Below are 22,590 nucleotides of genomic sequence, written 5' to 3' on the forward strand. Positions count from 1 at the left end.
TCCGCGGTGCTCAGTCGTGCCGGTGCTCGTGCGGCGGGTCGAGCGCCGGCCACACCGGGAACGGGTCCGGCCACCGACGCCACACGTCGGGCCCGGCGAGCAGTTCCGCCGGGGTGAGGAGCGCACCGTCCAGCGCGCGTTCGACGGCGTGCACGTCGAGGCGCTCGCCGACGAACCAGATCGCCTGACCGACCGGTGCGTCCTCGTCCCACGACGGGTTCGCGGTCGGGTCGAGCGCCAGCATCGCGCCGAAGCTCGACCACGAGCCGACGTGGTCCGGCCGGGACGCCAGTCGGAAGAAGCCCTTCGAGCGCAGCACCCGGCCGTTCGCCCCCGCCGCGAGGTCGTCGGCGATGACGTCGGCGAGCCGCCCCGGGTGGAACGGCAGGGGCTCCCGGTACCGCACGGTCACCAGGTCGTCCCGCGGACCGCGCCCGGTGTCGGTCCGGCCGGAGTCGGACGACAGGGCGCGCATCCACCCGGCCCCCGAGGCCAGCAGCCGTGCCGCGCCGCCGTTGGACGCCGGCAGGTCGAGGGCGCTGCGCACGGCGGGCGCGGCGACGATCACCGCGTGCGGTGCCATGCGGTGGAGGAGGGACACGAGGGCGCGACGTCGTCGCCCGGACAGCGGCTCGACCCGGTCGAGCGCGATCACCGTGGCGTACTCGACGACGGAGACCACCCGCTCGGCCGCGACGAAGGCGTCGTCCACGTCGGACCAGAGCAGGTGGGCCACGTCGTCCGCGCGGAGCACGGCGACCACGTGGCGCAGGATCCGGTCGTCCCCGGTCTCCGAGCGCGCGGCGTTCGCGAGCATCATGCCGACCGCGCGGACGTCGACCTCGGGCGCCAGCGTCACGACGAGGTCGTGGTCGGCGTCGGGTCCGCACACGCGGTCGAGCTGGTCGCGCCGCGCGGCGATGCCCCGAGCCGCGGCGAGGGCGTTGCCGGCGACGTGCATGCGGTGGCCGCTGCTGATCCTGCCGGCGACACGGACGGCGTCGGCATCGTGCAGGGCGGTGACGAGGGTGGTTGCTGCGGGGCGCATGTCGAGTACCCTACATGACAACCGTTCTCAACAAGGAGCCGGTGCAGGAAGGAGACCCCGTGAAGGTCCGCAACTCGCTCAAGGCGCTCAAGAAGATCCCCGGCTCGCAGATCGTGCGTCGCCGCGGTCGCGTGTACGTCATCAACAAGCGCGACCCGCGCTGGAAGGCCCGCCAGGGGTAGGTCACCGGCCGTCCGTAGGGTGGGGTCATGCGACTCCTGCTCATCCGGCACGGCCAGACCCCCGCGAACGTGAACGGTGTCCTCGACGCCGAGGTGCCCGGGCCCGGGCTCACCGAGCTCGGGCAGCAGCAGGCGGACGCGCTGCCCGCGGCCCTGGCCGACCGCGGGATCGAGCGGCTCTTCGTCTCGTCCATGGTCCGGACGCAGCACACCGCCGCGCCCCTCGCTGCCGCGCTCGGGCTCGAACCCGTCGTGCTGCCGGGGCTCCGTGAGATCGAGGCGGGCGACCTGCAGGGCAAGCACGACCGGACCTCGGTGCAGCTCTACATCTCGACCGTGCACGGCTGGTCGGCGGGGGACCGCGCGGGCCGGATGCCCGGTGCCGAGAGCGGCGATGACTTCTTCGCGCGCTACGACGACGCCGTGCGGCAGATCCTCGCGACCGGGGTCGAGGTCGCGGCTGCGTTCAGCCACGGCGCGGCGATCCGCACCTGGGCCAGCGCGGTCGCGCAGAACACCCCGGACGAGTTCGGCACGAAGCGGCACCTCGAGAACACCGGGATCGTCGAGGTCGAGGGGTCCTTCGAGGACGGCTGGCGCCTGGTCGACTGGGAGGGCGAGCCAGTCGGTGGCGAGGACCTCATCGACCGGACGGCGCAGGACCCCACCGGCGACGCGTTCTGACGGCCGAGCCGCGCCCGAGACGCCGGCGTCGACTCAAGACGCCCGCAGTCGAGCGAGACGCCGCCCGATCCGGCGGCGTCTCGGCGGGACGGCGGCGTCTGGTGATCCGAGCGGTGCGCGAGTGCGTGACCACGCGACGGACGGGAGGCGCGGTGCCAGCCGGCACCGCGCCTCCCGTCCGTCTGCGCTCGCGTGGACTACGCGGGCTGCGCCGTCGTGTGCAGCGGCACGATCACGCCGTGCGACTCGCGCAGGACGTCGAGCGTGCGCTGGACCTCGTCCGCGCGCTCCTCGGTGTCCCAGCCCAGGGTGTCGGCGAGCACGTCCGCCAGCTCGTCGAGCAGGTCGATGGTGACGCCGCCGACGAAGGCGAGGTTCGTGCGCCGGAGCACCACGTCGACCAGGTGGACCGCCTGCTCGTGCTGCGCGAAGTACGCGACCTCGGCCCGCGTGAGCGACGGGTCGGACTCGAGGGGCACGACCGGGCCGTCGGTGAGGACGTCCACGACCTCGGCCGCACGGGTGCCGTAGCGCTCGAGCAGCCCCTCGACGACGGACTCGTCGAGGCCGTCACGGTGCGACTTGATCCACAGCGCCCGCTGCGCGTCGGTCGTCGGGAAGTCCTTGCCGCCGCCGATCGCCATGCCGGTCGTGTCGACCTTCCGGGCGGTGCCGAGCTTCGTGGTGACGTCGCTCGACAGGTGCGCGGCCAGGGCGCGGAACGTGGTCCACTTGCCACCGACCAGGCTCAGCACCGTCGTGTCGGGGAGGCCGGCGATCGGGGTGTCGACGATCCGGTAGTCGCGGGACACGAAGCCGGGGGCGGTGTCCTCGTGGCGGGGGAGCGGGCGGATGCCCGAGTAGCTGTAGACGATGTGGTCGCGGGTGACCTCGATCTGCGGGAAGACGTGCTTCACCAGGCCGAAGAAGTAGTCGATCTCCTCCTCGGTCGTGGTCACCGGCTTCGACGGGTCCGCGTCGATGTCCGTCGTCCCGATGAGCACCCGGCCCTTGAGCGGGTAGATGAGGACGATGCGGCCGTCGTTGTTCTCGAAGAACAGCTCGCGGCCCTTGGTCGCCTCGAGCAACTCGTCGTTCTTGACGACGATGTGGGAGCCCTTCGTCCCGCCCATGAACTTCGTCTCGCCGCCGAAGGCCTGGTTCGTCAGGTCGGTCCAGGGGCCGGACGCGTTCACGACGACGTCGGCGGTGAACACGAAGTCCTCACCGGTCTCGCGGTCGCGCAGGACGACGCCGCCGTCACGGGTGCCGGCTGCCTCGACGTAGTTGACGGCGCGAGCGGTCGCGGCGCTGCCGGTGCCCTGCGCGGCGGCGAGGCCGTCCTTGAGCACGTCGAGCGCAAGGCGCTCCGGCTCGTGCACCGAGGCGTCGTAGTAGGTACCCGTGTACTTGAGGTCCTTGTTGAGTGCCGGCATGTCGGCGAGCGCGGCCTTCTTGGTGAGGAAGCGGTGCTTCGGCACCGAGCCGCCGTCACGCGAGAAGGAGTCGTAGATCGTCATGCCGATCTTGATGAGCGCGGCACCGCGCTCCTTGGTCGAGCGCTGCTTGTGGGTGAGCATGCGCAGCGGAGCGTTCATGATGCCGGAGAACGTCGAGAAGATCGGCATCGTGGTCTGCAGCGGCTTCACGTAGTGCGGCGCGATGCGGATCAGGCCGTTGCGCTCCTGGACGCTCTCGCGCACGAGACGGAACTCGCCGTTCTCGAGGTACCGGATGCCACCGTGGATCATGTGGCTCGACGCGGCCGAGGCCCCGCCGGCGTAGTCGCCGCGCTCGACGAGCACGACGTCGACCCCCTGCAGGGCGAGGTCGCGGAAGGTGGCGATGCCGTTGATGCCGCCACCGACGATGAGGACCTGTGCGTTCGGGCGCTCGGTGAGCGCGCTGACCGTCTTCCGGGGCTGCGTCTTCTTCGACATGGTGCGTCGCTTCCTTGGTCGGTTCCGTGGGACTCCTCCGATGGTGCGCCTGTGTGGGAAGGCGGGCAACTTGCGTGCACGAACGTGCAGCACACGTGTCGATCGGGTCGGCAGGCCGGCTCGCGACGCCGCTGCGGGTGCGGGGGCGACGGCCGGGAGGCGCGACAGGGGTTGCAGAGGCCCTGCACGTCCGTGCATGCTCGGTTCCGTGAGTGACGCAGCGCAGCCGATGCGAACGCAGCAGGCGCTGCGCGCCGCGCACCTGTACTACCTGCAGGACCTGACGATGGACGCCATCGCCGACGAGCTGGGGACCTCGCGCTCGTCCGTGTCGCGCCTCCTGAAGTACGCCAGGGACACCGGGCTGGTGGACATCCAGATCCGCTCGCCCCTCGACCAGGCCGCCGCGCTCAGTCGCAACATCCGCGCGCGGTTCGGCGTCCACGCGCACGTCGTGCCGGTGCCGGACCACACGAGCGACGTGGACCGGCTGGAGCGGGTGGCGCTGTCCGCGGCGCGCATCCTGACGCAGTACGTCGAGTCGAACATGGTGATCGGCATCTCGTGGGGATCGACCGTCAGCGCGGTGAGCCGCTACCTCGTACCGAAGACGACGCACGGGTCCACCGTGGTGCAGATCAACGGCGCCGCGAACACCCGCACCACGGGCATCGTCTACGCGTCGGAGATCCTGCGCCGGTTCGGCGAGGCGTACGGCGCGTTCGTGCAGCAGTTCCCGGTGCCGGCGTTCTTCGACGACCCGGCGACGAAGGAGGCGCTGTTCCGCGAGCGCTCGATCCGCCGCGTCCTCGACCTGCACGAGCGGATGGACCTCGTCGTGTTCGGCGTCGGTGCCCCGCAGGCGCCGGTGCCGTCGCACGTGTACTCGGGCGGGTACCTCGACCCGTCCGACCGCGACGAGCTCACCGAGGCCGGCGTCGTCGGGGATGTCTCGACCGTGTTCTACCGCGCCGACGGTTCGTGGAAGGACATCGGCGTGAACGCCCGGGCCGGTGCGCCGGACCTCGACACGATCAAGCGGGCGCCGCGCCGGGTCTGCGTGGTCGCCGGGCGCTCGAAGGCGGCGTCGCTCAAGGGTGCGCTCGCGGCCGGGCTGGTCACCGACCTCATCCTGGACGAGAGCGTCGGGCAGGCGATCCTGCAGCCCTGACCGCTCCGCCTGGGTCAGGTGCCGACCTACTTTGTCGGTGGTGCCCCGTAGGTTCTGGTGCATGGTGCCTTCCCACGAGAACCCCGGCCAGGTGGAGTCCGACGGCGCCGTCCTGGCGGCACCTGCGACCGCGACGGACGGCCGCTCCTTCCGCCGCATCGCCGGCACCGACGTGGATGAAGCCCTGTCGTTCTTCACCGGCGACTACGACTTCCGGGCGCCCCGGGTCCGACGGACCCGACAGCGCCCACAGTGGGACTTCGCGGGGGTGAGCGACGGGCTGCTGTCCCTGCGGACGGCCCGGTTCCTCGTCGACCTCCGGACCGAGAGCGTCGTGGACGACCAGGTCCTCGTCGCGTGGTTGCGGTCCGGGTCCAGTACCCTCACCTTCGGCGGCCGGAGCATCGACCTCGAGCCCGGCGTGCCCGTGGTCCTGCCTGATGCGTACGAACTGCACCACCGCGACATCGGGCTGAACCTGGTGCAGCTCGACAAGGCGCACGTCAGGTCGCTCGTGGGCGATGCCGACTTCACGTTCGACGCGATGCACCGTCCGACCGCCGACGGCGTGCGCACCTGGCAGTCGGTCGTGCGCGCGCACTCGTCGACCTGGTTGCACAGCGACAACGACCTCAGCCCGGCGGCACGGCGCAGCATCGTCGACGCCTTCGTGACCGCGGCGGTCGACGCCTTCCCGCACCGCGAGCGCTGGCAGTCGACGGTCACCGGCAACGGTCCGGAGCACGCCCGACTGCGGCTGGCGCTCGAGTACGTGCACGCCCACGCGCGGGACGCCATCGGGACCGCCGAGATCGCTGCGGCGGCCGGGCTCAGTCCGCGTGGGCTCCAGCAGTCGCTCCGGCGGCACCTCGACCAGACGCCGGGTGACCTGCTGCGCAGCGTGCGGCTCGACGGCGCCCGGGGGGACCTGCTCCGCGGTGACCGCGACGACACCAGCGTGGCGGACATCGCTCGCGCCTGGGGGTTCGGGCACCTCGGCCGGTTCTCGGCGACCTACCGCGCCCGCTTCGGCGAGCTGCCGAGCGAGTCGCTCCGCGCGCACTGACCACCCGGGGCGTGCGCGGGCCGAGCCGAATCTCGTGCGACCGTATCGGCGGAGACCGTGCAGATGTTCGGCGGAAACCCATCCGAAACGAACTCCGGCGCATCGTGGAAGTCTCCTGCACCGCCCACGAAGGAGTCCGTGATGCTGATCGGCGTCCCCACCGAAGTCAAGAACAACGAGTACCGCGTCGCGGCCACGCCGGCGGGTGTGGGTGAGCTCGCGCTGCACGGTCACCGCGTGCTCGTGCAGGCCGGCGCCGGAGCCGGATCGTCCTTCTCGGACGACGAGTACCGGGCTGCGGGAGCCACCGTCGTCGGCACGGCCGCCGAGGTCTGGGAGCAGGCGGAGCTCGTCCTCAAGGTGAAGGAGCCCGTCGCCTCCGAGTACCAGTCGATCCGTCCGGGACAGGTGCTCTTCACCTACCTGCACCTGGCTGCCGACCGGCCGCTCACCGACGCGCTCGTCGCCTCTGGTGCGACCGCGATCGCCTACGAGACCGTGCAGCTGCCGGACCGGTCGCTGCCGCTGCTCTCGCCGATGTCCGAGATCGCCGGGCGACTCTCCGTGCAGGTCGGCGCCGACCAGCTCATGCGCACGAAGGGCGGCCGCGGGCTGCTCCTCGGCGGGGTCCCCGGGACGCCGCGCGGCCGAGTCGTCGTCATCGGCGGCGGGGTCGCGGGGGAGCACGCCGCGACCATGGCCCTCGGGCTCGGCGCCGAGGTCACGGTGTTCGACATCAGCCTGCCGCGGCTGCGTGCGCTGGACGCCCGGTTCGACGGTCGGATCACGACGCTGCGGTCGTCGTCGCACGCGATCGCCGATGCGCTGCGCGAGGCGGACCTCGTCGTGGGGTCGGTGCTCATCCCCGGTGCCTCGGCGCCCAAGCTCGTGACCGACGCCATGGTCGCGGACATGCGGCAGGGGTCGGTGCTCGTCGACATCGCGATCGACCAGGGCGGCTGCTTCGAGGGCTCGCGGCCGACCACGCACGACGACCCGACCTTCCACGTGCACGACGCCGTGTACTACTGCGTCGCGAACATGCCGGGTGCCGTCCCGCGCACCAGCACGATCTCGTTGACGAACGCGACGCTGCCCTACGCCCTCGCGATCGCCGACCAGGGGTGGGAGCGGGCCACCGAGATCGACCCGGCCCTCGCGAAGGGTGTGAACGTGCACGCCGGCCAGGTCGTGAACGAGGCCGTCGCGGCCGCGCACGGCTTGGCGGCCGCCGCGCGCTGACGCGCCGGCGCGCCGCTGCGCCGCCGCGCCGCTGCGGCCGAGGCAGCGAGACTCGGCCTGGCGGACACTTTCGCGGCTGGAACGCTACGAAAGTGTCCGCCCAGCCGAGTCTCGCGGCTGCGCCGCGCGGGCGCGCGGGCGCCGCGGCTACGCCGCGCGGGCCGCGGCCGCGGCGCCGGCCGCGCCGCGCGCCCCGCGCGAGCGCGCGGCCCAGCCGACCCGGGCGCGCACCACGAGGGTGACCACGACCGCAACGGCGATCGCCACGACGGCCGTGATCGCCGTCGGCACGGACACGAGCGGCCCGTCGAGCCGCCCGACCGCGACCCACGCGAGACCCCAGGACAGCGCCGCGGTCGGTGCGAGTCGTCCGCCGCCCCAGATCGCCAGGAGCACCCCGACGAGCCCGGCGACCGCGGCGACGAGCACGCCCCAGGCGTCCTGCCCGAGTCCGAACCCCCGGAAGCCCGCGGCCGTCAGCACCGCAGCGGTGTTGGCCGCGGTCGCGACGCAGACCCACCCGAGGTAGAGCCCGAACGTCCCGTCGGTCACGATCGCCTCGACGGCGCCCGAGGGACGCGTCCGCCGCAGCACCGCGAACGCCCAGACCAGGACGCCGAGCAGCGCGACGATGATCGGCTCGCTCGCCCACAGGAACCCGAACTGCACGGACAGGATCCACGCGGCGTTGAGCAGCAGGGACAGCACCGCGGGGACGAACAGGCGTTCGTGGCGCTCGTCGTCGGCGGTGCGGAAGAACTGCCGCACCGTGTAGGCGATCAACCCGACGTAGACGACGCTCCAGATCGAGAACGCGGGGCCGGCCGGTGCGATCGCGGTCGACGACGCCGAGAGTGCACCGCCGGCCGCTTCGGCGATGGGGGTCCCGCCCGCTGCGCCCGAGCCGACGAAGGCGCCGACCACTGCCACCACAGCGCTCACGGCGACCGCGATGCGCTTCCAGATCTTCTTCATGTCCGCTCCGTTCGTCAGCATGCTGATGACCCGTACGGTAGGCCCGTGCCGTCGCGTCGGACGCAGCCGACGTCCAGGTGGCCGGGGGACGGGCCGACGGGCGGTGCGTACGGTGGCATCGTGACCGTCGAGCTCAACACCGTCTACGTCGACCGCATCGCCCCGATCGCCTGCCCGTCGCTCGACGACACCTTCCGGATGATCGGCGAGCAGGGCGCCAGCGCGTGCATCGTGCTGCACCGCCCCGACGCCGAGGAGCTCGGGGACGTCGCGGTCGCCCTCGGGCTGCACGAGCTCGCGGTCGAGGACGCCGCCGAGGGGCACCAGCGCCCGAAGCTCGAACGCTACGGCTCGACGCTCTTCACGGTGCTGAAGCCGGCGGTCTACCACGACGGCCCGGAGGAGGTGGAGTTCGGCGAGGTGCACGCCTTCGTCGGGCAGGACTTCTTCCTGGCGGTCGTCCCGGCGGACCCACGTGGCGCGCAGGCCGTCCCGCACGCGCTCCGACGGCTCAGCGGCAAGCCGGCCCTCGTGACGGCGGGACCGCAGGCGCAGCTCTGGGCGCTCATGGACTCGATCGTCGACGGCTACGCGCCGGTGATCGACGGCCTGGAGGAGGACATCAACCAGATCGAGGACCAGCTGTTCTCCGGGGTGGCGGGGGTGTCGAGGCGCATCTACGAGCTGTTCGGCGAGGTCGTCGACTTCCAACGCGCGGCCCGTCCGCTCATCGGCATCATCGAGAACCTGCACCGCGGCGCGGAGAAGTACCACCTGCCGGTGGAGCTGCAGCGCCGTTTCCGCGACGTCCTGGACCACGTCATCCGCACGGTCGAGCGACTCGACACCTTCCGACAGCTGCTGCAGAACGCGCTGACGGTCGACTCGACCCTCGCCGCGCAGAAGCAGAACGACGACACGAAGCGCATCTCGGGCTGGGCGGCGATCCTGTTCGCGCCGACGCTCATCGCGGCGATCTACGGGATGAACTTCACGCACATGCCCGAACTGTCGTGGACGTGGGGGTACCCGCTGTCGATCGTCGCGATGGTCGCCTTCGCCGCGATCCTGTTCGTCGTCTTCAAGGTGAAGCGCTGGTTCTGACGACCCACCGTCCCGGACGGCCCGGCCCCGCCGGTTCCGCGGACCCTCGCGCGTCGTGTTGCGCAGCACGCGCCGCGCCAGCCAGGCTCGTCGTGCCCACGACGCACAGGCGTCGACGACGCCGACCGGAGCAACGATGCCCACCACCACGAACGACCTCGTCCACCTGACCGCCGGTGGGGTGTCCGTCGTGCTCGACTGCCGCGACGGCGCGCTGCCCGCCGTCGTGCACTGGGGCGCTGCCCTCGGGCCGCTCGCCCACGACGAGCTCGTCGCCCTCGCGGACGCCGACGTGGCCCCGGTCGCGAACAACGAGGCCGACGTGCCCGTCCGCCTCGCACTGCTGCCGGAGCCCCACCGCGGGTGGACCGGTCGCCCCGGGCTCTCCGGCCACCGTGGTGGTCGCGACTGGTCACCGGCCTTCACCGTCACGGCGATCGACGTCGACGACACCCACGTGACCGCCGAGGCCGAGGACACCACCGCGGGCCTCGCCGTCCGCGTGACGCTCGAGCTGCTCGTGTCCGGCCTGGTGCGCGCCCGCGCCGCCGTCACGAACACCGCCGTCGGCACCTACACGGTGGACGACCTGACCGTGGCGCTGCCCGTGCCCTCCCGCGCCCGCGAGGTCCTCGACTTCGCCGGCCGCTGGGGCAAGGAGCGCACCCCGCAGCGTCGCGAGCTCGTCGTCGGCACGCACGAGCGCGACAGCCGCAAGGGTCGCACCGGAGCGGACGCCGCGACCGTGCTCAGCGTGGGGGAGCCCGGGTTCGGGTTCGCCCGCGGTGAGGTCTGGGGCGTGCACACCGCGTGGAGCGGGAACCACCGTCACTTCGCCGAGCGGCTCGCGACCGGGCGCCAGGTGGCCGGTGGCGGCGAGCTCCTGCTCCCCGGCGAGGTCCGGTTGGACACCGGCGAGACCTACGAGGGCCCCTGGGTGTACGGCGCGTGGGGTGACGGCCTCGACGACCAGGCCCGCCGGTTCCACCACTGGCTCCGCAGCCGCCCGCAGCACCCGTCGACCCCGCGGCCGGTGACGATCAACGTCTGGGAGGCGGTCTACTTCGACCACGACCTCGCCCGCCTCACCGACCTCGCCGAGCGGGCCGCCCGGCTCGGCGTCGAGCGGTACGTGCTCGACGACGGCTGGTTCCGCGGTCGCCGTGACGACCACGCCGGTCTCGGTGACTGGTACGTCGACGAGGACGTCTGGCCGGACGGCCTCGGTCCGATCGTCGACCGTGTCCGTGCCCTCGGCATGGAGTTCGGGCTGTGGTTCGAGCCCGAGATGGTGAACGAGGACAGCGACCTCGCCCGGGCGCACCCGGAGTGGATCATGCAGGCGGACGGCCGGTTGCCCGTCCGCTCGCGCGACCAGCAGGTGCTCAACCTCGCGATCCCGGACGCGTACGCGTACGTGCTCGAGCGGATGACCGCGATCATCGGCGAGTACGGCGTCGACTACGTCAAGTGGGACCACAACCGCGACCTGGTCGAGGCCGGGCACCCGGGCGGCGGGGCAGCCGTGCACGAGCAGACCCTCGCCACCTACCGCCTGATGGCGACGCTCAAGGAACGCTTCCCGGGGCTCGAGATCGAGTCGTGCTCGTCCGGCGGTGCGCGTGTCGACCTCGCGGTGATCGAGCACACCGACCGCGTGTGGGTGTCCGACGACATCGACCCCTTCGAGCGTCAGCAGATGCACCGCTGGACGCAGCAGCTGCTGCCGCCGGAGCTCCTCGGCGCGCACGTCGCCAGCGGGGTGAACCACACGACGGGCCGCTTCCACGACGTGTCCTTCCGTGCGGGCACCGCGCTGATCGGGCACTTCGGCATCGAGTGGGACCTCGCGCAGGCCACCGCGGACGAGGAGCGCACCCTCGCGTCGTGGATCGCGCTACACAAGGAGTGGCGCGCACTCCTGCACGGCGGCCTGCTCGTCCGCGTCGACGAGGTCGACCCCACGCGCCTGGTCTACGGCGTGGTCGCCGAGGACCGCCGCCAGGCCGTGTTCTTCGTCGCGAGCACGGGCCGGTCCGAGGTGTCGGGCATCGGGCGCGTGGTCCTCCGTGACCTCGACCCGGACACGCGGTACCGCGTCGACCCGGTCCTGGTCGGCGAGGACCACGAGGTCCGGGCGCCCGACTGGTGGGCCGGCGACCGCGTCTTCAGCGGCCGCGTGCTCGAGCAGGTCGGCCTCCAGCCCCCGCTCCTGCCGGCCGACCAGGTGGTCCCCTTCCGCGTGACGGCCGTCTGACCGCGACGCGACCAGCAGCCGGACGGGAGGCCCGTGGCGGCCCCGCCACGGGCCTCCCGTCCGTCCACGGGTGCCGTCGGCCGTCCGTGGGCCGGTCCCGATCGCCGCTAGGCTTCCGGTCATGCCGCAGACCGGGAACGCGACACGCACGACCACGCCGGTCTGGGCCCTCAAGCTCGCCGTGATCACCGGGCTCGTCGGCATCGCCGGCGGCGTCGCGGGCATCTCGGTGTGGCTCGCCCTGCAGGCCATCCAGTTCGTCGCCTTCGGGTACCCGTTCGGCGGGCACCGCGAGGCGGCCGATGCGCCCTCCGGGCTCAACCGCTTCCTCGCGCTCGCCGCGGCCGGCGTGCTCACGGGCGTCGCGTGGTGGGCGCTCCGGCGGTGGGCGAAGCCCGTGGTGTCGGTGACCGGCGCGGTCGACGGCAAGCGGATGCCGGCGCTCGCCACGGTCGCGAACGCCGCGGTGCAGATCCTGGCCGTCGGGCTCGGCGCCTCCATCGGCAAGGAGGTCGCGCCCCGCGAGATCGGTGCCTGGCTGTCCCAGCTCGTCACCGCTCGTGCCGGCCTGACGGGGCGCGAGACGCGCATCCTCGTCGCCTGCGGTGCTGCTGCCGGCCTGGCGGCGGTGTACGACGTGCCGCTCGGAGGCGCGCTCTTCGCGGTCGAGGTGCTGCTCGGTGAACTCACGTTCGCGACCGCACTGCCGGCCTTCGCGACGAGTGCGATCGCCGCGTTCACCGCACGGCTCGTGATCCCGGACGAGGTGCTCTACGACGTGCCCGCGATGCACCTGTCGCCGTCGCTGCTGGTCTGGGCGGTCGTCGTCGGGCCGCTGCTCGGGTTCGCGGGCGTCGGCTTCGTGAAGCTCACGAACCGGCTGCAGGGCATGGCGCCGAAGGGGTGGCACCTGCTCGTCGTGCTGCCCGTCGTCTTCGCGATGGTCGGGCTCATCGCCGTGCCGTTCCCGGAGATCCTCGGCAACGGGCGCGCGCTCGGCCTCGTCGCGATGAACGCCACGACCGAGGCGCCGACGTTCGCCGGGCTGTCGCCGATCGTGTTCCTGCTCCTCCTCGGCATCATCCGCACGATCACGACCTCGGCGACCATCGGAGCCGGTGCGGTCGGTGGCACGCTGACGCCCTCGATCGCCATCGGCTCCGCGGTGGGCGCCGCGCTCGGCGGCCTGTGGGTGCTGCTCTGGCCCGCTGACGGGTCGAGCCTGGCGGCGTTCGCGTTCGTCGGAGCGGCGGCCTTGCTGGCGACCACGATGCGGGCGCCGTTCACCGCGCTCGTGCTCGTCGTCGAGTTCACGCAGGAGGGCACGGACATCCTCATCCCGTCGCTCCTGGCGATCACGGGCTCGGTCGCGGTCTCCTACCTGCTCGCGCGGCGACGCAGCGCGCAGATGGTCTGAGCCGTCCGTCCGGACCGGGTCGGGCCGGCCGCGACACCGGACAGGCGCCGGAGCCGCGACACCGGGCCGGCACACCCGGACAGGCGCCGGGGCCGCGCCTACCATCGGCGGCAGGTCGGGGCGACGGGCCCCGCACGAGGTGAGGAGCCGTCCATGGCGGGGTTCGACGACATCACGAAGAAGGCACAGGAGCTCCTGAAGGACGGCAAGGTCCAGGACGCCCTGAAGAGCGAGAAGGCCGAGGACGTCAGCGACAAGGTCCTGGGCGGTGTGGCCGACGCGGTGAAGAAGGCCACGGGCGGCAAGTACGACGACAAGATCGACGCCGCACGCGAGCAGGCCGACAAGCGCATCGGCAACGAGTAGCGGCCGGCCTGCCTGCGTCCCGCCGCCGTTCCGGCTCCTTGTCCGCTGCAGGCGATTGGACGCACGGGGCGGGACCGACCACGATTGACCGCGTGACCGTGCTCGCCCCGAACCAGCCGCTGACCGAGTCCGAGGTCGCCGCGATCAAGCGGGACTTCCCGATCCTCCAGCAGGAGGTGAACGGGCAGCCGCTCGCGTACCTCGACTCCGGCGCGACGGCCGAGCGGCCGCGGCAGGTGCTCGACGCCGAGCGACGGTTCCTGGAGCACGACAACGCGGCCGTCCACCGCGGTGCGCACACGCTCGCGGCCCTGAGCACCGACGCCTACGAGGACGCACGGGCCACGGTCGCCGGCTTCGTCGGGGCGTCGTCGCCGTCCGAGGTCGTCTGGACGGCGAACGCCACCGACGCGCTGAACCTCGTGGCGTACGGCATCGCCAACGCCAGCCGCGGACGCGGGGGAGCGGCGGCGGAGCGCTTCCGCATCGGTCCCGGCGACGAGGTCCTGGTCACCGAGGCCGAGCACCACGCGAACCTCGTGCCGTGGCAGGAGCTCGCCGCGCTCACCGGTGCGACCCTGCGCTGGGTCCCGGTGGCCGACGACGGCACCTGGACCGCCGAGGACGCGGTCTCCCGGATCACCGAGCACACGAGGATCGTGGCGTTCGCGCACGTCTCGAACGTCACCGGCATGGTCGCGCCCGTCGCCGCGGTGGTGGCAGCGGCCCGCGCGCACGGCGCCCTCGTCGTCCTCGACGCGTGCCAGTCCGCGCCGCACCGGCCCCTCGACGTGCAGGAGCTCGGCGTCGACTTCGCCGCGTTCTCCGGGCACAAGATGCTCGGGCCGAACGGCATCGGCGTCCTGTGGGGTCGCGGGGAACTCCTCGACGCCCTGCCGCCGTTCCGCACCGGTGGATCGATGATCACGACCGTGACGATGGAGTCGTCGGAGTACATGCCGGCGCCCGAGCGCTTCGAGGCCGGGACGCAGCCGGTGTCCCAGGCCGTCGCACTCGCCGAGGCGGTCCGCTATTTGCAGGCCATCGGCATGGAACGCGTCCGCGCCCACGAGGAGCACCTCGCCCGCCGGATGCTCGACGGTCTGGCGGCGGTGCCGGGCATCCGCGTCGTCGGCCCGCCCGCCGGGGTGCCGCGCTCCGGACTCGTGTCCTTCGACGTCGACGGGGTGCACGCCCACGACGTCTCGCAGTACCTCGACGCGCAGGGCATCGCGGTCCGGTCCGGGCACCACTGTGCCCAGCCGCTGCACCGTCGGCTCGGACTCGTCGCGACCAGCCGGGCGAGCACCTACGTGTACACGACCGAGCAGGACGTCGATCGCTTCCTGACCGCCGTCGGCGAGGTCCGCGGGTACTTCGGAGCGGCCTCGTGAACGGCCTCGACTCCCTCTACCAGCAGGTCATCCTCGACCACGCGAAGGCGCGGCACGGCGACGGCGTGCTCGACGGCGCCGACGCGTCGCACTTCGAACGGAACCCCACCTGCGGCGACGAGATCACCGTCAGCGTGCGGCTCGAGCCCGGGTCGGACCGCATCGCGGCCATCGGCTGGCAGGGCGACGGGTGCTCGATCTCGATGGCCTCGGCGTCGGTGCTGACCGACATGGCCGTCGGCCGGACCGTCCCGGAGCTGCTCGAGCTCACCGAGTCCTTCCGCACGATGATGCGGTCGCGCGGGGCCGGGGAGCCCGACGAGGACGTCCTCGAGGACCTCGTCGCCTTCCACGGCGTCTCGAAGTTCGTCATGCGGGTGAAGTGCGGGATGCTCGCCTGGGTGGCTGCCGAGGCTGCCGTCCGCGAGGCCACCGCGGTCTGAACCGGTCCGGTCAGCTCCCAGGAGCGGCACCGACGTGTGCGAGCACGACCGGGTCGCTGCACCCCCGGGCGAACCCGGCGATCCGTCGGTCGATGTCGCGTTGCAGGACGAACGCGCCGATGCGCTCGGCCAGCGGTGCGAGCCAGGCGGGTCGGCACGTGAAGTTGTAGCGCCACACCGCCAGCGTGCGGCCCGGCTCGCCCTCCACCGGCGTGAAGCGCCACCCACCGCCCATCTTCTCGAAGAACCACGAGCCCTTCGTCATCTTCATGCCGACGTTCGAGGGCGGGTTGTACGAGACGTACTCGCTCTCCATCCGCAGGCCCGAGCGCTGCACCGTGAAGGTCCGGACGCCCTTCGCCGGCGCGTCGGCGCCGATGAGGTGCTGTCGACGGATGAAGGGGTCCCAGCGCTTCCGGACCGGTCCCTGCACCTGCGACACGGCGAAGGCGACCGCGACGGGGACGGGGACGACGCAGCGGGACTCGACGACGGGCACGCCGCCATGCTGCCACGCGAGATCGACTCAGGTCCGAGGCGCCGTGCGTCGGGCGGGCGTCACACGGCGTCACCTCACGTGACGCGTCGGGCTGCTGGACGTAGCTTCGCCGCGTGACCTCGACGAACGAGACCCGGCAGATCCGTTTCAACGCGTTCGACATGAACTGCGTCGCGCACCAGTCCTCGGGGCTGTGGCGCCACCCCCGCGACCGTTCGCGGCACTACAACGACCTGTCGTACTGGACGGACCTGGCGCAGCTGCTCGAGCGCGGGCGCTTCGACGGCATCTTCATCGCCGACGTCCTCGGCACCTACGACGTGTACGGCGGGACGAACGAGGCCGCGCTCCGCACCGGTTCGCAGGTGCCGGTGAACGACCCGATCCTGCTCGTCTCCGCGATGGCCGCCGTGACGGAGCACCTCGGCTTCGGCATCACCGCGGGCACCGCCTACGAGCACCCGTACCCGTTCGCCCGGCGCATCTCGACGCTCGACCACCTGACGAAGGGCCGCATCGGCTGGAACGTCGTCACCGGGTACCTGCCGAGCGCCGCGCGCAACATGGGGCAGACCGACCAGCTCTCCCACGACGACCGCTACGACGTCGCCGACGAGTACCTCGAGGTGCTCTACAAGCTGTGGGAGGGCTCGTGGGAGGACGACGCCGTCGTCGAGGACCGCGAGACCGGTGTCTTCACCGACCCGTCGAAGGTGCACCCGATCGAGCACCACGGCACGCACTTCGACGTCCCCGGCATCCACCTGACCGAGCCCTCGGTCCAGCGGAGCCCCGTGGTCTACCAGGCGGGCGCCTCGCCCCGCGGCATCCGCTTCGCCGCCGAGAACGCCGAGGCGGTCTTCGTCGGCGCGCCGACCATCCCGCAGCTCGCCGCGACCGTCGGCAGGATCCGTGACGCCCTGGAGGCCGCTGGTCGCGACCGCTACGCCGCCCGCGTCTACACGCTGCTCACCGTCATCACCGACGAGACCGACGAGGCAGCCCAGGCCAAGTACCGCGACTACCGGTCGTACGCGTCGGCCGAGGGCGCGCTCGTGCTCAACTCCGGCTGGATGGGCGTCGACCTGTCGCAGTACGACCTGGACGAGCCGCTCGGCAACATCGAGTCGAACGCGATCCAGTCGGCGGCGGCGAACCTGTCCGCGGCGACGGGGGAGGACGGGTCGAACTGGACGGTCCGGGACATCGCGGAGCACACGGCGATCGGCGGCCTCGGTCCGGTGGCCGTCGGTTCCGGGGCGACGATCGCCCAGCAGCTGATCGACATCCAGGAGCAGACCGACGTGGACGGGTTCAACCTGGCGTACGCGGTGACCCCCGGCACGTGGGAGGACGTCATCGAGTTCGTCGTGCCCGAGCTCCGCGCGCGCGGTGCCTACCCGGACGAGTACGTCGAGGGGTCGCTCCGTCACAAGCTGCACGGCCGCGGCGACCGGCTGCCGGAGGAGCACCGCGGCGCCCGGTACCGGGTCGGCTCGCGGGCGACCGTCTGACCGATCGCGCGGCGGGCTCCGACCTGACCGCCCGTCGGGGCGTGCGACGTATGGTGGTCGGGTGATCGGGTCGTCCTTCGTCGTGCGCACCGCGGACGACGAAGCGACCGCGGCCGCGTGCATCGCGCTCTGGGTCGCCGCCGTCGCGGACCGGGACGGGGTGCCGGCCTCCGACGCCGTGCGCGCACGTGCGCACGAGAAGTTCGCCGCAGAGCGGGTGGCCCTGGTGGTCGCCGACGACGGCGGCGCCCCGCTCGGGTTCGCCCTCGTCACCGCACCCGGCACCGGCGGCGCGCCGAGCGACGGCGCGTACCTCAGCCTCCTCGCGGTCGCGCCGGCGGCACAGGGGCACGGACTCGGCCGTCGACTGCTCACCGCCGCGGTGGACGCCGCCGCAGCCGCCGGGCACGACCGGTGCGAGCTGCACGCGCTGGACGACAACGCACCCGCCCTCGCGCTCTACACGAGCGCGGGCTTCCGACCGGTCGGTGACCCGTTCCCGCACGCGCTGAACGGCCGTCCGACCCGGGTCTGGCAGGCGGCCTCCGTTCGGTGAGGTGAGGCTCACCTCACCACGAAAGCCCTGATCAGGCTTGCCTCACCTTGCTGGCGCGAACCGCTCGGGAGTGGTTCGATGGCCGTCATGTCGACCGCTTCGGACCTCTCGCTCCCCACCTCCGAGCACGACGACGCCACCAGCGCCGCGCGGCTCAACTGGCTCCGGGCCGGGCTGCTCGGCGCGAACGACGGCATCGTGTCCGTCGCGGCCGTGCTCGTCGGGGTCGCCGGAGCCGGCGCGGGCACGGGACCGATCGTCGCCGCCGGCACCGCGGCGCTCGTCGGCGGGGCGATCTCGATGGCCCTCGGCGAGTACATCTCGGTGAGCGGTGCCCGCGACGCGCAGCGCACCGGGCAGGCCGCCGAGCAGGCGAAGCTCGAGGCCGACGCCGAGGACGCCCCGGCGCTCGCGGCGCACTACCGGTCGCTCGGGGTCGAGGGGGACGTCGCGGATGCCGTCGCGCGGGAGCTGACGCGGCCAGAGGTCCGTCGTCGCCGCGCGGAAGCGGCCCTGCACGACGCCGAGGACGAGATCGTCAGCCCCTGGCGTGCCGCCTGGGTGTCGGCGGCGACCTTCACGGTCGGCGCACTGCTGCCGTTCCTCGCGATGCTGCTCGCGCCGGAACCCCTCCGCGTGCCGGTCACCGTGACCGCGTCGCTCGTCGCGCTCGCCCTGACCGGCACGACCGGTGCGGTGCTCGGCGGTGCCCGTCGGGGTCGCGCGGCGCTGCGGGTGGTCGTCGGCGGGGCGCTCGCGCTCGCGGCGACCTACGTGGCCGGGGCGCTGCTCGGGACGCACGCGCTCTGACCGGACGGGCACGGTCGAGTCTGCGATCGCGATCATCGACCACTCGCGTCAGGGCGATGCGCTCCGGGGAGCGATCCGAAACCGTCCCCGCTCGTGGCGTCAGGGAAGCTGCGGTGGGGCGATCAGTTCGAGGAAGCCGCCGAGCGCCCCCTCGAGGTAGATGATCCGTGTGCCGGTCCGGGCGCCACTGGTCATCTCGTGCGGTTCCCCGACGGGCCGCCAGCCGTGTGCTGCGCAGAGGTCGAGCACGCGGTCGAGGTCCGAGACGGTCAGCGCGATGTGGACCGTGCCGGTGTGCGCGGGGGAGTCGGATGCTCGACCCGAGCGGGGAGGGTCGTACTGCAGCAGTTCGATCCGTTGGTCCCCGAGCGTGACCGTGGCTGCACGGATGGTGGATCCCTGGACACCGGTGGTCGCAGTCGTGGTCCGCGTGTCGAGCGTGAAGGTCCGTCCGAGCGCGAAGCCGAGACCGGAGCACCACAGCGCCAGCGCGTCGTCGAGGTCGTCCACGGTGAGCCCGGCGTGAGCGACGTCCGAGACGAGTGGTGCTGTCATCCGATCAGTATCGCGCTCCACCGGACAGCTCGGCCCACGGGCACTGTCGTCGCGATCACGACGTGCGAGCAACCGGAGCCGAGGGGCACGGAACGACGACCTTCGTCGCACCGGGAGTACGTGGTCGAGGAGAGGGCGGGATGCTCCTCGCTGCCGTGGTCGAGGACCTCGGACCGCCCGGCCTGGAGCGCACGCTCCCGTCGACCGAGATGCACACGGTCTCTCCGCGCAGTTCGGCTTCGCACCGTCGGCTGACCCGTCCGAGCTCATGGTGCGCGTCCGGTGATCGATGGTCCAGGGCCACGGGTGTGAGGTGGACGCATGCAGATCGAAGAAGCCCTGTTGCCCACACGGTCCGCGTCGGTCGTTGCCGGGTTCTTCGACCGACTCGGGTGTGAGGTCGAGCGGGACGGTCCGAGCGTGACCGTGGCCATCGGCCTGAGCCGGCTGCGCTTCGTGGAGAGCGACTTCGAGGGCGCGCACCACCTCGCGTTCACCATCCCGACCGGGTCGTTCGACCTGGCCCGCCGGTGGCTCGGACAGCGCGTGCTGCTCCTGTCGGTCGACGATCGGACGGAGTTCGGAGGACCCCCGTCGTGGGACTCGCGGTCGATGTACTTCGACGGCCCTGATGACCAGGTACTGGAACTCATCGAACGTCGAGCCCTGCCTCCCCGAGAGGTGGATTCCTTCGCCGCTGCCGATCTCGTCTGCGTGAGCGAGATCGGCGTGGCAGTCCCGGACGTCCTCGCCGCGGTCGCGACCCTGCGAGCAGCAGACCTCCAGCCCTACGGGAACGAGCCCACCAGCGAGTTCGCTGCCGTCGGAGACGTCGACGGTCTCCTCATCCTGGTCACCCCCGGCCGCGCGTGGTTCCCGACCAGCACGCGTCACGTCGCGGACACCGCCGTCACGGTGCGCACCTCCGTGCAGCAGGAGGTGACGCTCGGTGCTGGGAAACGCCTCCGGCCCGTGACTGCTGGTCTCGGCGGACGTCCGGTGACCGACTGAACAGCTGGAAGGATGCGAGCATGCCGTGGCCGCGCGCCGTCCCGCTCAGCGCAGACCGTCTCTGCCTCGAACCCCTGACCGTCGAACACGCCGACGTGATGGTGGACGTGCTCGCGCCGGTGGAGCTGTACCACTTCACCGGCGGCGGACCGCCGAGCCTGGAGGAACTCCGTGCGCGCTACACCCGTCAGGTCCGGGGTCGGTCCCAGGACGGCACCGCAGGGTGGCTGAACTGGATCATCCGCCCCCGCCAGGGCCGCGCGCCGATCGGGTTCGTGCAGGCGACCCTGCACCGGACCGCCCAGGTCACGACGGCTGACCTCGCCTGGCTCGTCACGCCGAGCGGGCAAGGGCACGGGTTCGCGACCGAATCCGCGGAGCGCGCAGCGACGTGGCTGCGCTCGGTCGACGTGCGGGAGCTCAGGGCGCGGATCCACCCGGAGCACGGAGCCTCAGCACGTGTCGCCCTGCGGATCGGGATGCACCCGACGAGCACCCGTTGCGACGACGAGGTCCTCTGGCGGGAGCGACCACCAGCAAGCGACGAGCGCTGACGCGGGACTCGGTACCCGATCGGCTACTCGGACAGCAACGACCGGCGGCGTTCCGCTTCGTCGAGTCGCCAGCGGCCGATGGCAGCCGCGATCCCTGCGGGGACCGAGACGGCCAGTGGGTACTGCCAAGTGAGGTGGTCGTCCTCGAAGGCCAGCAGGAGCACCTGCATGCCGATCGCGGCGAGTGTTCCGCCGAGGACGGCATGTGCGCTCACACGGACGGCACGGCTCCGAGTGCGTCGGAGCGCGCGGCCGAGGAGCTGGGTGAACGGCAGCGCCACGGCAGCGCCGACGGCGGCGATCACGGCGAAGACGACGATGAAGACGACGACGAACAGGAGGGCGCTGGCGGCTCCGTCGAGCGAGACACCGCCCCGGATGGCGATGACGATGCAGGTGATGACCGCACCGGTCGGAGCGACAGCTCCAGCGAGCCAGATGTAGCTCGTCAGGACGAGCTTGTAGGTCGTCGCCCAGGTCCACGGTTCCACAGCAGCAACCATGCCGCATCGTACGATCTCAGGCGACGTGTTCTTCCCTCGGTGCCGGGTGCCAGCGGAAGACGTCGAGGAGACGGGACAGGCCCGGCGTCCGTGACGCCAGGACGAAGACCGCGTAGCCGAGGACCCCACCGACGGTGTTCCAGATGAAGTCGTTGACGTCGGCGACGTGGCCACCGGAGAAGAGCCGCTGCGCAGCAAGCTGCAGCAGTTCGATCGCCAGGCTCACCGCCGCGGCGGCGAGGAGGACCTTCCACCAGGACGGGCGGCGCATCAGGAGCGGGATCAGGACGCCCAGCGGGGCGAACACGACCACGTTGGTCACCGCGTCCGCAGCTTCGTAGTCGGAGAACGGGATCAGCGCCAGCGCTGGCGTCCACGGCTCAGCGTCGGGGAGTGGATCGAGGAACACGGGGAAGACGGTGTTCGCGAGGATGCCCGCGGCGTAGACAGCGATCACCCCAGCGACGGTCGCGCGCTGCCAGGTGAACCGTCCGGACCGGAGCAGGAACACCAGGTGCACGACGAAGACGATGATGCCGAAGACGGATGCAACGGGCAGGGCGGGGACTTCGCCGTACGGAATGTCTGACATCAGCACGACACTACGGGGCAGCCGGAGGACGGGGGACTGTCGTGCGTTCCCGTCGAGTCCTACCCTGGTGCGATGAAGGGTCCACGGTTCACCCGCCTCGCGGCCGCCGCTGGCCTGGTCGCGGTCCTCACCGGTTGCGCGACCCAGGCGCCGCCTGCTGACGGTCCGGCGATGAAGTCGCTGCAGCTCCGAGCCGTCGTGTCGGAGGTCGAGGAGGCGTGCACTGCGCCGCCGGTCACCACTGACGTCGCAGCGTCGGCGTGTGACCAGGACGGCGCGACCACCTACCGGTTGGCGAAGTCGCTCGGGTCGATCACGCCGACCTCCGCGCACCTCTCCGACGGCGAAGGCGCGGGCGGGTCGATCGTGTTGCAGTTGGACAGGACCGACAGCGATGTCCTGGCCTCGGCCACCCGCGAGACGATCGACGAGCGCATGGCGATCCTCCTCGACGGCAGGGTGATCTCGGCGCCCCAGGTCATGGAACCCCTCACCGGCGGTGAGGTCACCCTCGCGTTCGGGTCGTCCGCCGAAGCTCGCGAGGTCGACGACCGCCTCCGCGCGACGACGTCCGAGGACTCCCGGTAGCCGGTCCCTCCCGGAACCGCCCGGTGAGAGGATCGGGCATGCCCACCGCCACTGCGCTGCTCGTCATCGACCTCCGACCAGGTGCAGTTCCGTCCCGGTCGGTGAGTGGAGGCGCACCG

At 72.1% G+C, this 22,590-nt stretch carries 24 protein-coding genes; 17 read left to right on the forward strand and 7 right to left on the reverse strand.

Features of this window, described 5'->3' with window-relative positions; all coding sequences use genetic code 11:
- Positions 1-10: 10 nt before the first annotated feature.
- Positions 11-1,048: a GTP-binding protein gene (locus M3666_RS03955; RefSeq protein ID WP_251154550.1), complete on the reverse strand. Its 1,038-nt coding sequence runs from the start codon at positions 1,046-1,048 to the stop codon at positions 11-13.
- Between the two features lie 59 nt (positions 1,049-1,107).
- Here M3666_RS03955 and ykgO point away from each other — a divergent pair, with 59 nt between their 5' ends.
- Positions 1,108-1,230: a type B 50S ribosomal protein L36 gene (ykgO, locus tag M3666_RS03960; RefSeq protein WP_058743312.1), complete on the forward strand. Its 123-nt coding sequence runs from the start codon at positions 1,108-1,110 to the stop codon at positions 1,228-1,230.
- 27 nt (positions 1,231-1,257) lie between these two features.
- Positions 1,258-1,914, forward strand: a complete 657-nt coding sequence (locus M3666_RS03965; RefSeq protein ID WP_066655482.1) for a histidine phosphatase family protein — start codon at positions 1,258-1,260, stop codon at positions 1,912-1,914.
- Positions 1,915-2,111: 197 nt separating this feature from the next.
- Here the strand turns inward: M3666_RS03965 and M3666_RS03970 are convergent, their stop codons facing one another.
- Entirely contained in the window at positions 2,112-3,854 is a 1,743-nt protein-coding gene (locus M3666_RS03970; RefSeq protein WP_251154551.1) for a glycerol-3-phosphate dehydrogenase/oxidase, read from the reverse strand.
- Positions 3,855-4,083: 229 nt separating this feature from the next.
- Between M3666_RS03970 and M3666_RS03975 the strand changes: the two genes are divergently transcribed.
- The 3 genes from M3666_RS03975 to ald all read left to right on the forward strand — a co-directional run bounded on the left by M3666_RS03975 (position 4,084) and on the right by ald (position 7,333).
- Positions 4,084-5,025, forward strand: a complete 942-nt coding sequence (locus M3666_RS03975) for a sugar-binding transcriptional regulator (protein WP_251154656.1) — start codon at positions 4,084-4,086, stop codon at positions 5,023-5,025.
- A 61-nt stretch (positions 5,026-5,086) separates the two neighbouring features.
- Positions 5,087-6,091, forward strand: coding sequence for an AraC family transcriptional regulator (locus M3666_RS03980; protein WP_251154552.1), 1,005 nt, complete (start codon positions 5,087-5,089; stop codon positions 6,089-6,091).
- A 141-nt stretch (positions 6,092-6,232) separates the two neighbouring features.
- Entirely contained in the window at positions 6,233-7,333 is a 1,101-nt protein-coding gene (gene ald / locus M3666_RS03985; protein WP_251154553.1) for an alanine dehydrogenase, read from the forward strand.
- 147 nt (positions 7,334-7,480) lie between these two features.
- Here the strand turns inward: ald and M3666_RS03990 are convergent, their stop codons facing one another.
- On the reverse strand, positions 7,481-8,329 hold the full coding sequence (locus tag M3666_RS03990) for a tryptophan-rich sensory protein (RefSeq protein WP_251154554.1): 849 nt from the start codon (positions 8,327-8,329) through the stop codon (positions 7,481-7,483).
- 99 nt (positions 8,330-8,428) lie between these two features.
- Here M3666_RS03990 and M3666_RS03995 point away from each other — a divergent pair, with 99 nt between their 5' ends.
- The 6 genes from M3666_RS03995 to sufU all read left to right on the forward strand — a co-directional run bounded on the left by M3666_RS03995 (position 8,429) and on the right by sufU (position 15,289).
- Complete coding sequence (locus M3666_RS03995; protein ID WP_251154555.1) at positions 8,429-9,412, forward strand: magnesium and cobalt transport protein CorA; 984 nt, start codon at positions 8,429-8,431, stop codon at positions 9,410-9,412.
- A 136-nt stretch (positions 9,413-9,548) separates the two neighbouring features.
- Positions 9,549-11,669, forward strand: coding sequence for an alpha-galactosidase (locus M3666_RS04000; RefSeq protein WP_251154556.1), 2,121 nt, complete (start codon positions 9,549-9,551; stop codon positions 11,667-11,669).
- Between the two features lie 121 nt (positions 11,670-11,790).
- On the forward strand, positions 11,791-13,086 hold the full coding sequence (locus M3666_RS04005) for a chloride channel protein (protein WP_066655471.1): 1,296 nt from the start codon (positions 11,791-11,793) through the stop codon (positions 13,084-13,086).
- Positions 13,087-13,239: 153 nt separating this feature from the next.
- The gene (locus tag M3666_RS04010; protein WP_066655469.1) at positions 13,240-13,452 is read left to right on the forward strand and encodes an antitoxin; all 213 of its coding nucleotides are present in this window, start codon (positions 13,240-13,242) and stop codon (positions 13,450-13,452) included.
- A 98-nt stretch (positions 13,453-13,550) separates the two neighbouring features.
- Entirely contained in the window at positions 13,551-14,846 is a 1,296-nt protein-coding gene (locus tag M3666_RS04015; RefSeq protein ID WP_066658533.1) for an aminotransferase class V-fold PLP-dependent enzyme, read from the forward strand.
- Positions 14,843-15,289, forward strand: a complete 447-nt coding sequence (sufU, locus tag M3666_RS04020; RefSeq protein ID WP_066655467.1) for a Fe-S cluster assembly sulfur transfer protein SufU — start codon at positions 14,843-14,845, stop codon at positions 15,287-15,289. Before M3666_RS04015 ends, sufU begins: the two co-directional genes overlap by 4 nt.
- Before the next feature lie 10 nt (positions 15,290-15,299).
- Here the strand turns inward: sufU and M3666_RS04025 are convergent, their stop codons facing one another.
- The gene (locus M3666_RS04025; protein ID WP_066655465.1) at positions 15,300-15,788 is read right to left on the reverse strand and encodes an SRPBCC family protein; all 489 of its coding nucleotides are present in this window, start codon (positions 15,786-15,788) and stop codon (positions 15,300-15,302) included.
- A gap of 113 nt (positions 15,789-15,901) precedes the next feature.
- Here M3666_RS04025 and M3666_RS04030 point away from each other — a divergent pair, with 113 nt between their 5' ends.
- The 3 genes from M3666_RS04030 (at position 15,902) to M3666_RS04040 (ending at position 18,668) form a co-directional block, all read left to right on the forward strand.
- Positions 15,902-17,302, forward strand: coding sequence for an LLM class flavin-dependent oxidoreductase (locus tag M3666_RS04030; protein ID WP_268746752.1), 1,401 nt, complete (start codon positions 15,902-15,904; stop codon positions 17,300-17,302).
- 61 nt (positions 17,303-17,363) lie between these two features.
- Complete coding sequence (locus M3666_RS04035; RefSeq protein WP_066655463.1) at positions 17,364-17,858, forward strand: GNAT family N-acetyltransferase; 495 nt, start codon at positions 17,364-17,366, stop codon at positions 17,856-17,858.
- An 87-nt stretch (positions 17,859-17,945) separates the two neighbouring features.
- Positions 17,946-18,668, forward strand: coding sequence for a VIT1/CCC1 transporter family protein (locus tag M3666_RS04040; RefSeq protein ID WP_066658527.1), 723 nt, complete (start codon positions 17,946-17,948; stop codon positions 18,666-18,668).
- Between the two features lie 99 nt (positions 18,669-18,767).
- On the opposite strand, the gene M3666_RS04045 is transcribed toward M3666_RS04040, so the two are convergent.
- The gene (locus M3666_RS04045; protein WP_251154557.1) at positions 18,768-19,223 is read right to left on the reverse strand and encodes a VOC family protein; all 456 of its coding nucleotides are present in this window, start codon (positions 19,221-19,223) and stop codon (positions 18,768-18,770) included.
- A 420-nt stretch (positions 19,224-19,643) separates the two neighbouring features.
- On the opposite strand from M3666_RS04045, the gene M3666_RS04050 reads away from it, so the two are divergent.
- The gene (locus M3666_RS04050; RefSeq protein WP_251154558.1) at positions 19,644-20,234 is read left to right on the forward strand and encodes a VOC family protein; all 591 of its coding nucleotides are present in this window, start codon (positions 19,644-19,646) and stop codon (positions 20,232-20,234) included.
- 20 nt (positions 20,235-20,254) lie between these two features.
- Positions 20,255-20,788, forward strand: coding sequence for a GNAT family N-acetyltransferase (locus tag M3666_RS04055; protein WP_066655455.1), 534 nt, complete (start codon positions 20,255-20,257; stop codon positions 20,786-20,788).
- Between the two features lie 23 nt (positions 20,789-20,811).
- On the opposite strand, the gene M3666_RS04060 is transcribed toward M3666_RS04055, so the two are convergent.
- A complete protein-coding gene (locus M3666_RS04060) occupies positions 20,812-21,291 on the reverse strand; it encodes a hypothetical protein (protein WP_144411346.1) in 480 nt (159 codons plus the stop codon).
- 16 nt (positions 21,292-21,307) lie between these two features.
- Positions 21,308-21,883 (reverse strand): VanZ family protein, encoded by a 576-nt coding sequence (locus M3666_RS04065; RefSeq protein WP_066658524.1) that lies wholly within the window; start codon positions 21,881-21,883, stop codon positions 21,308-21,310.
- A 72-nt stretch (positions 21,884-21,955) separates the two neighbouring features.
- On the opposite strand from M3666_RS04065, the gene M3666_RS04070 reads away from it, so the two are divergent.
- A complete protein-coding gene (locus M3666_RS04070) occupies positions 21,956-22,471 on the forward strand; it encodes a hypothetical protein (protein WP_066655450.1) in 516 nt (171 codons plus the stop codon).
- Positions 22,472-22,590: the final 119 nt, after the last annotated feature.

Source organism: Curtobacterium sp. ODYSSEY 48 V2, from assembly GCF_023712625.1.
Taxonomy (GTDB): Bacteria; Actinomycetota; Actinomycetes; order Actinomycetales; family Microbacteriaceae; genus Curtobacterium.

Bases quoted from the DNA above. Each gene is read 5' to 3' on its own strand.
- M3666_RS03990 (WP_251154554.1), bottom strand. From the start codon at position 8,329: ATGCTGACGAACGGAGCGGACATGAAGAAGATCTGGAAGCGCATCGCG.
- M3666_RS03955 (WP_251154550.1), bottom strand. From the start codon at position 1,048: ATGCGCCCCGCAGCAACCACCCTCGTCACCGCCCTGCACGATGCCGAC.
- M3666_RS04045 (WP_251154557.1), bottom strand. From the start codon at position 19,223: ATGACAGCACCACTCGTCTCGGACGTCGCTCACGCCGGGCTCACCGTG.
- ald (WP_251154553.1), top strand. From the start codon at position 6,233: ATGCTGATCGGCGTCCCCACCGAAGTCAAGAACAACGAGTACCGCGTC.
- M3666_RS04070 (WP_066655450.1), top strand. From the start codon at position 21,956: ATGAAGGGTCCACGGTTCACCCGCCTCGCGGCCGCCGCTGGCCTGGTC.
- M3666_RS04000 (WP_251154556.1), top strand. From the start codon at position 9,549: ATGCCCACCACCACGAACGACCTCGTCCACCTGACCGCCGGTGGGGTG.
- M3666_RS03965 (WP_066655482.1), top strand. From the start codon at position 1,258: ATGCGACTCCTGCTCATCCGGCACGGCCAGACCCCCGCGAACGTGAAC.
- M3666_RS03970 (WP_251154551.1), bottom strand. From the start codon at position 3,854: ATGTCGAAGAAGACGCAGCCCCGGAAGACGGTCAGCGCGCTCACCGAG.
- M3666_RS04005 (WP_066655471.1), top strand. From the start codon at position 11,791: ATGCCGCAGACCGGGAACGCGACACGCACGACCACGCCGGTCTGGGCC.
- M3666_RS04055 (WP_066655455.1), top strand. From the start codon at position 20,255: ATGCCGTGGCCGCGCGCCGTCCCGCTCAGCGCAGACCGTCTCTGCCTC.
- M3666_RS04010 (WP_066655469.1), top strand. From the start codon at position 13,240: ATGGCGGGGTTCGACGACATCACGAAGAAGGCACAGGAGCTCCTGAAG.
- M3666_RS04065 (WP_066658524.1), bottom strand. From the start codon at position 21,883: ATGTCAGACATTCCGTACGGCGAAGTCCCCGCCCTGCCCGTTGCATCC.
- M3666_RS03980 (WP_251154552.1), top strand. From the start codon at position 5,087: ATGGTGCCTTCCCACGAGAACCCCGGCCAGGTGGAGTCCGACGGCGCC.
- M3666_RS03975 (WP_251154656.1), top strand. From the start codon at position 4,084: ATGCGAACGCAGCAGGCGCTGCGCGCCGCGCACCTGTACTACCTGCAG.
- M3666_RS04060 (WP_144411346.1), bottom strand. From the start codon at position 21,291: ATGGTTGCTGCTGTGGAACCGTGGACCTGGGCGACGACCTACAAGCTC.
- M3666_RS04040 (WP_066658527.1), top strand. From the start codon at position 17,946: ATGTCGACCGCTTCGGACCTCTCGCTCCCCACCTCCGAGCACGACGAC.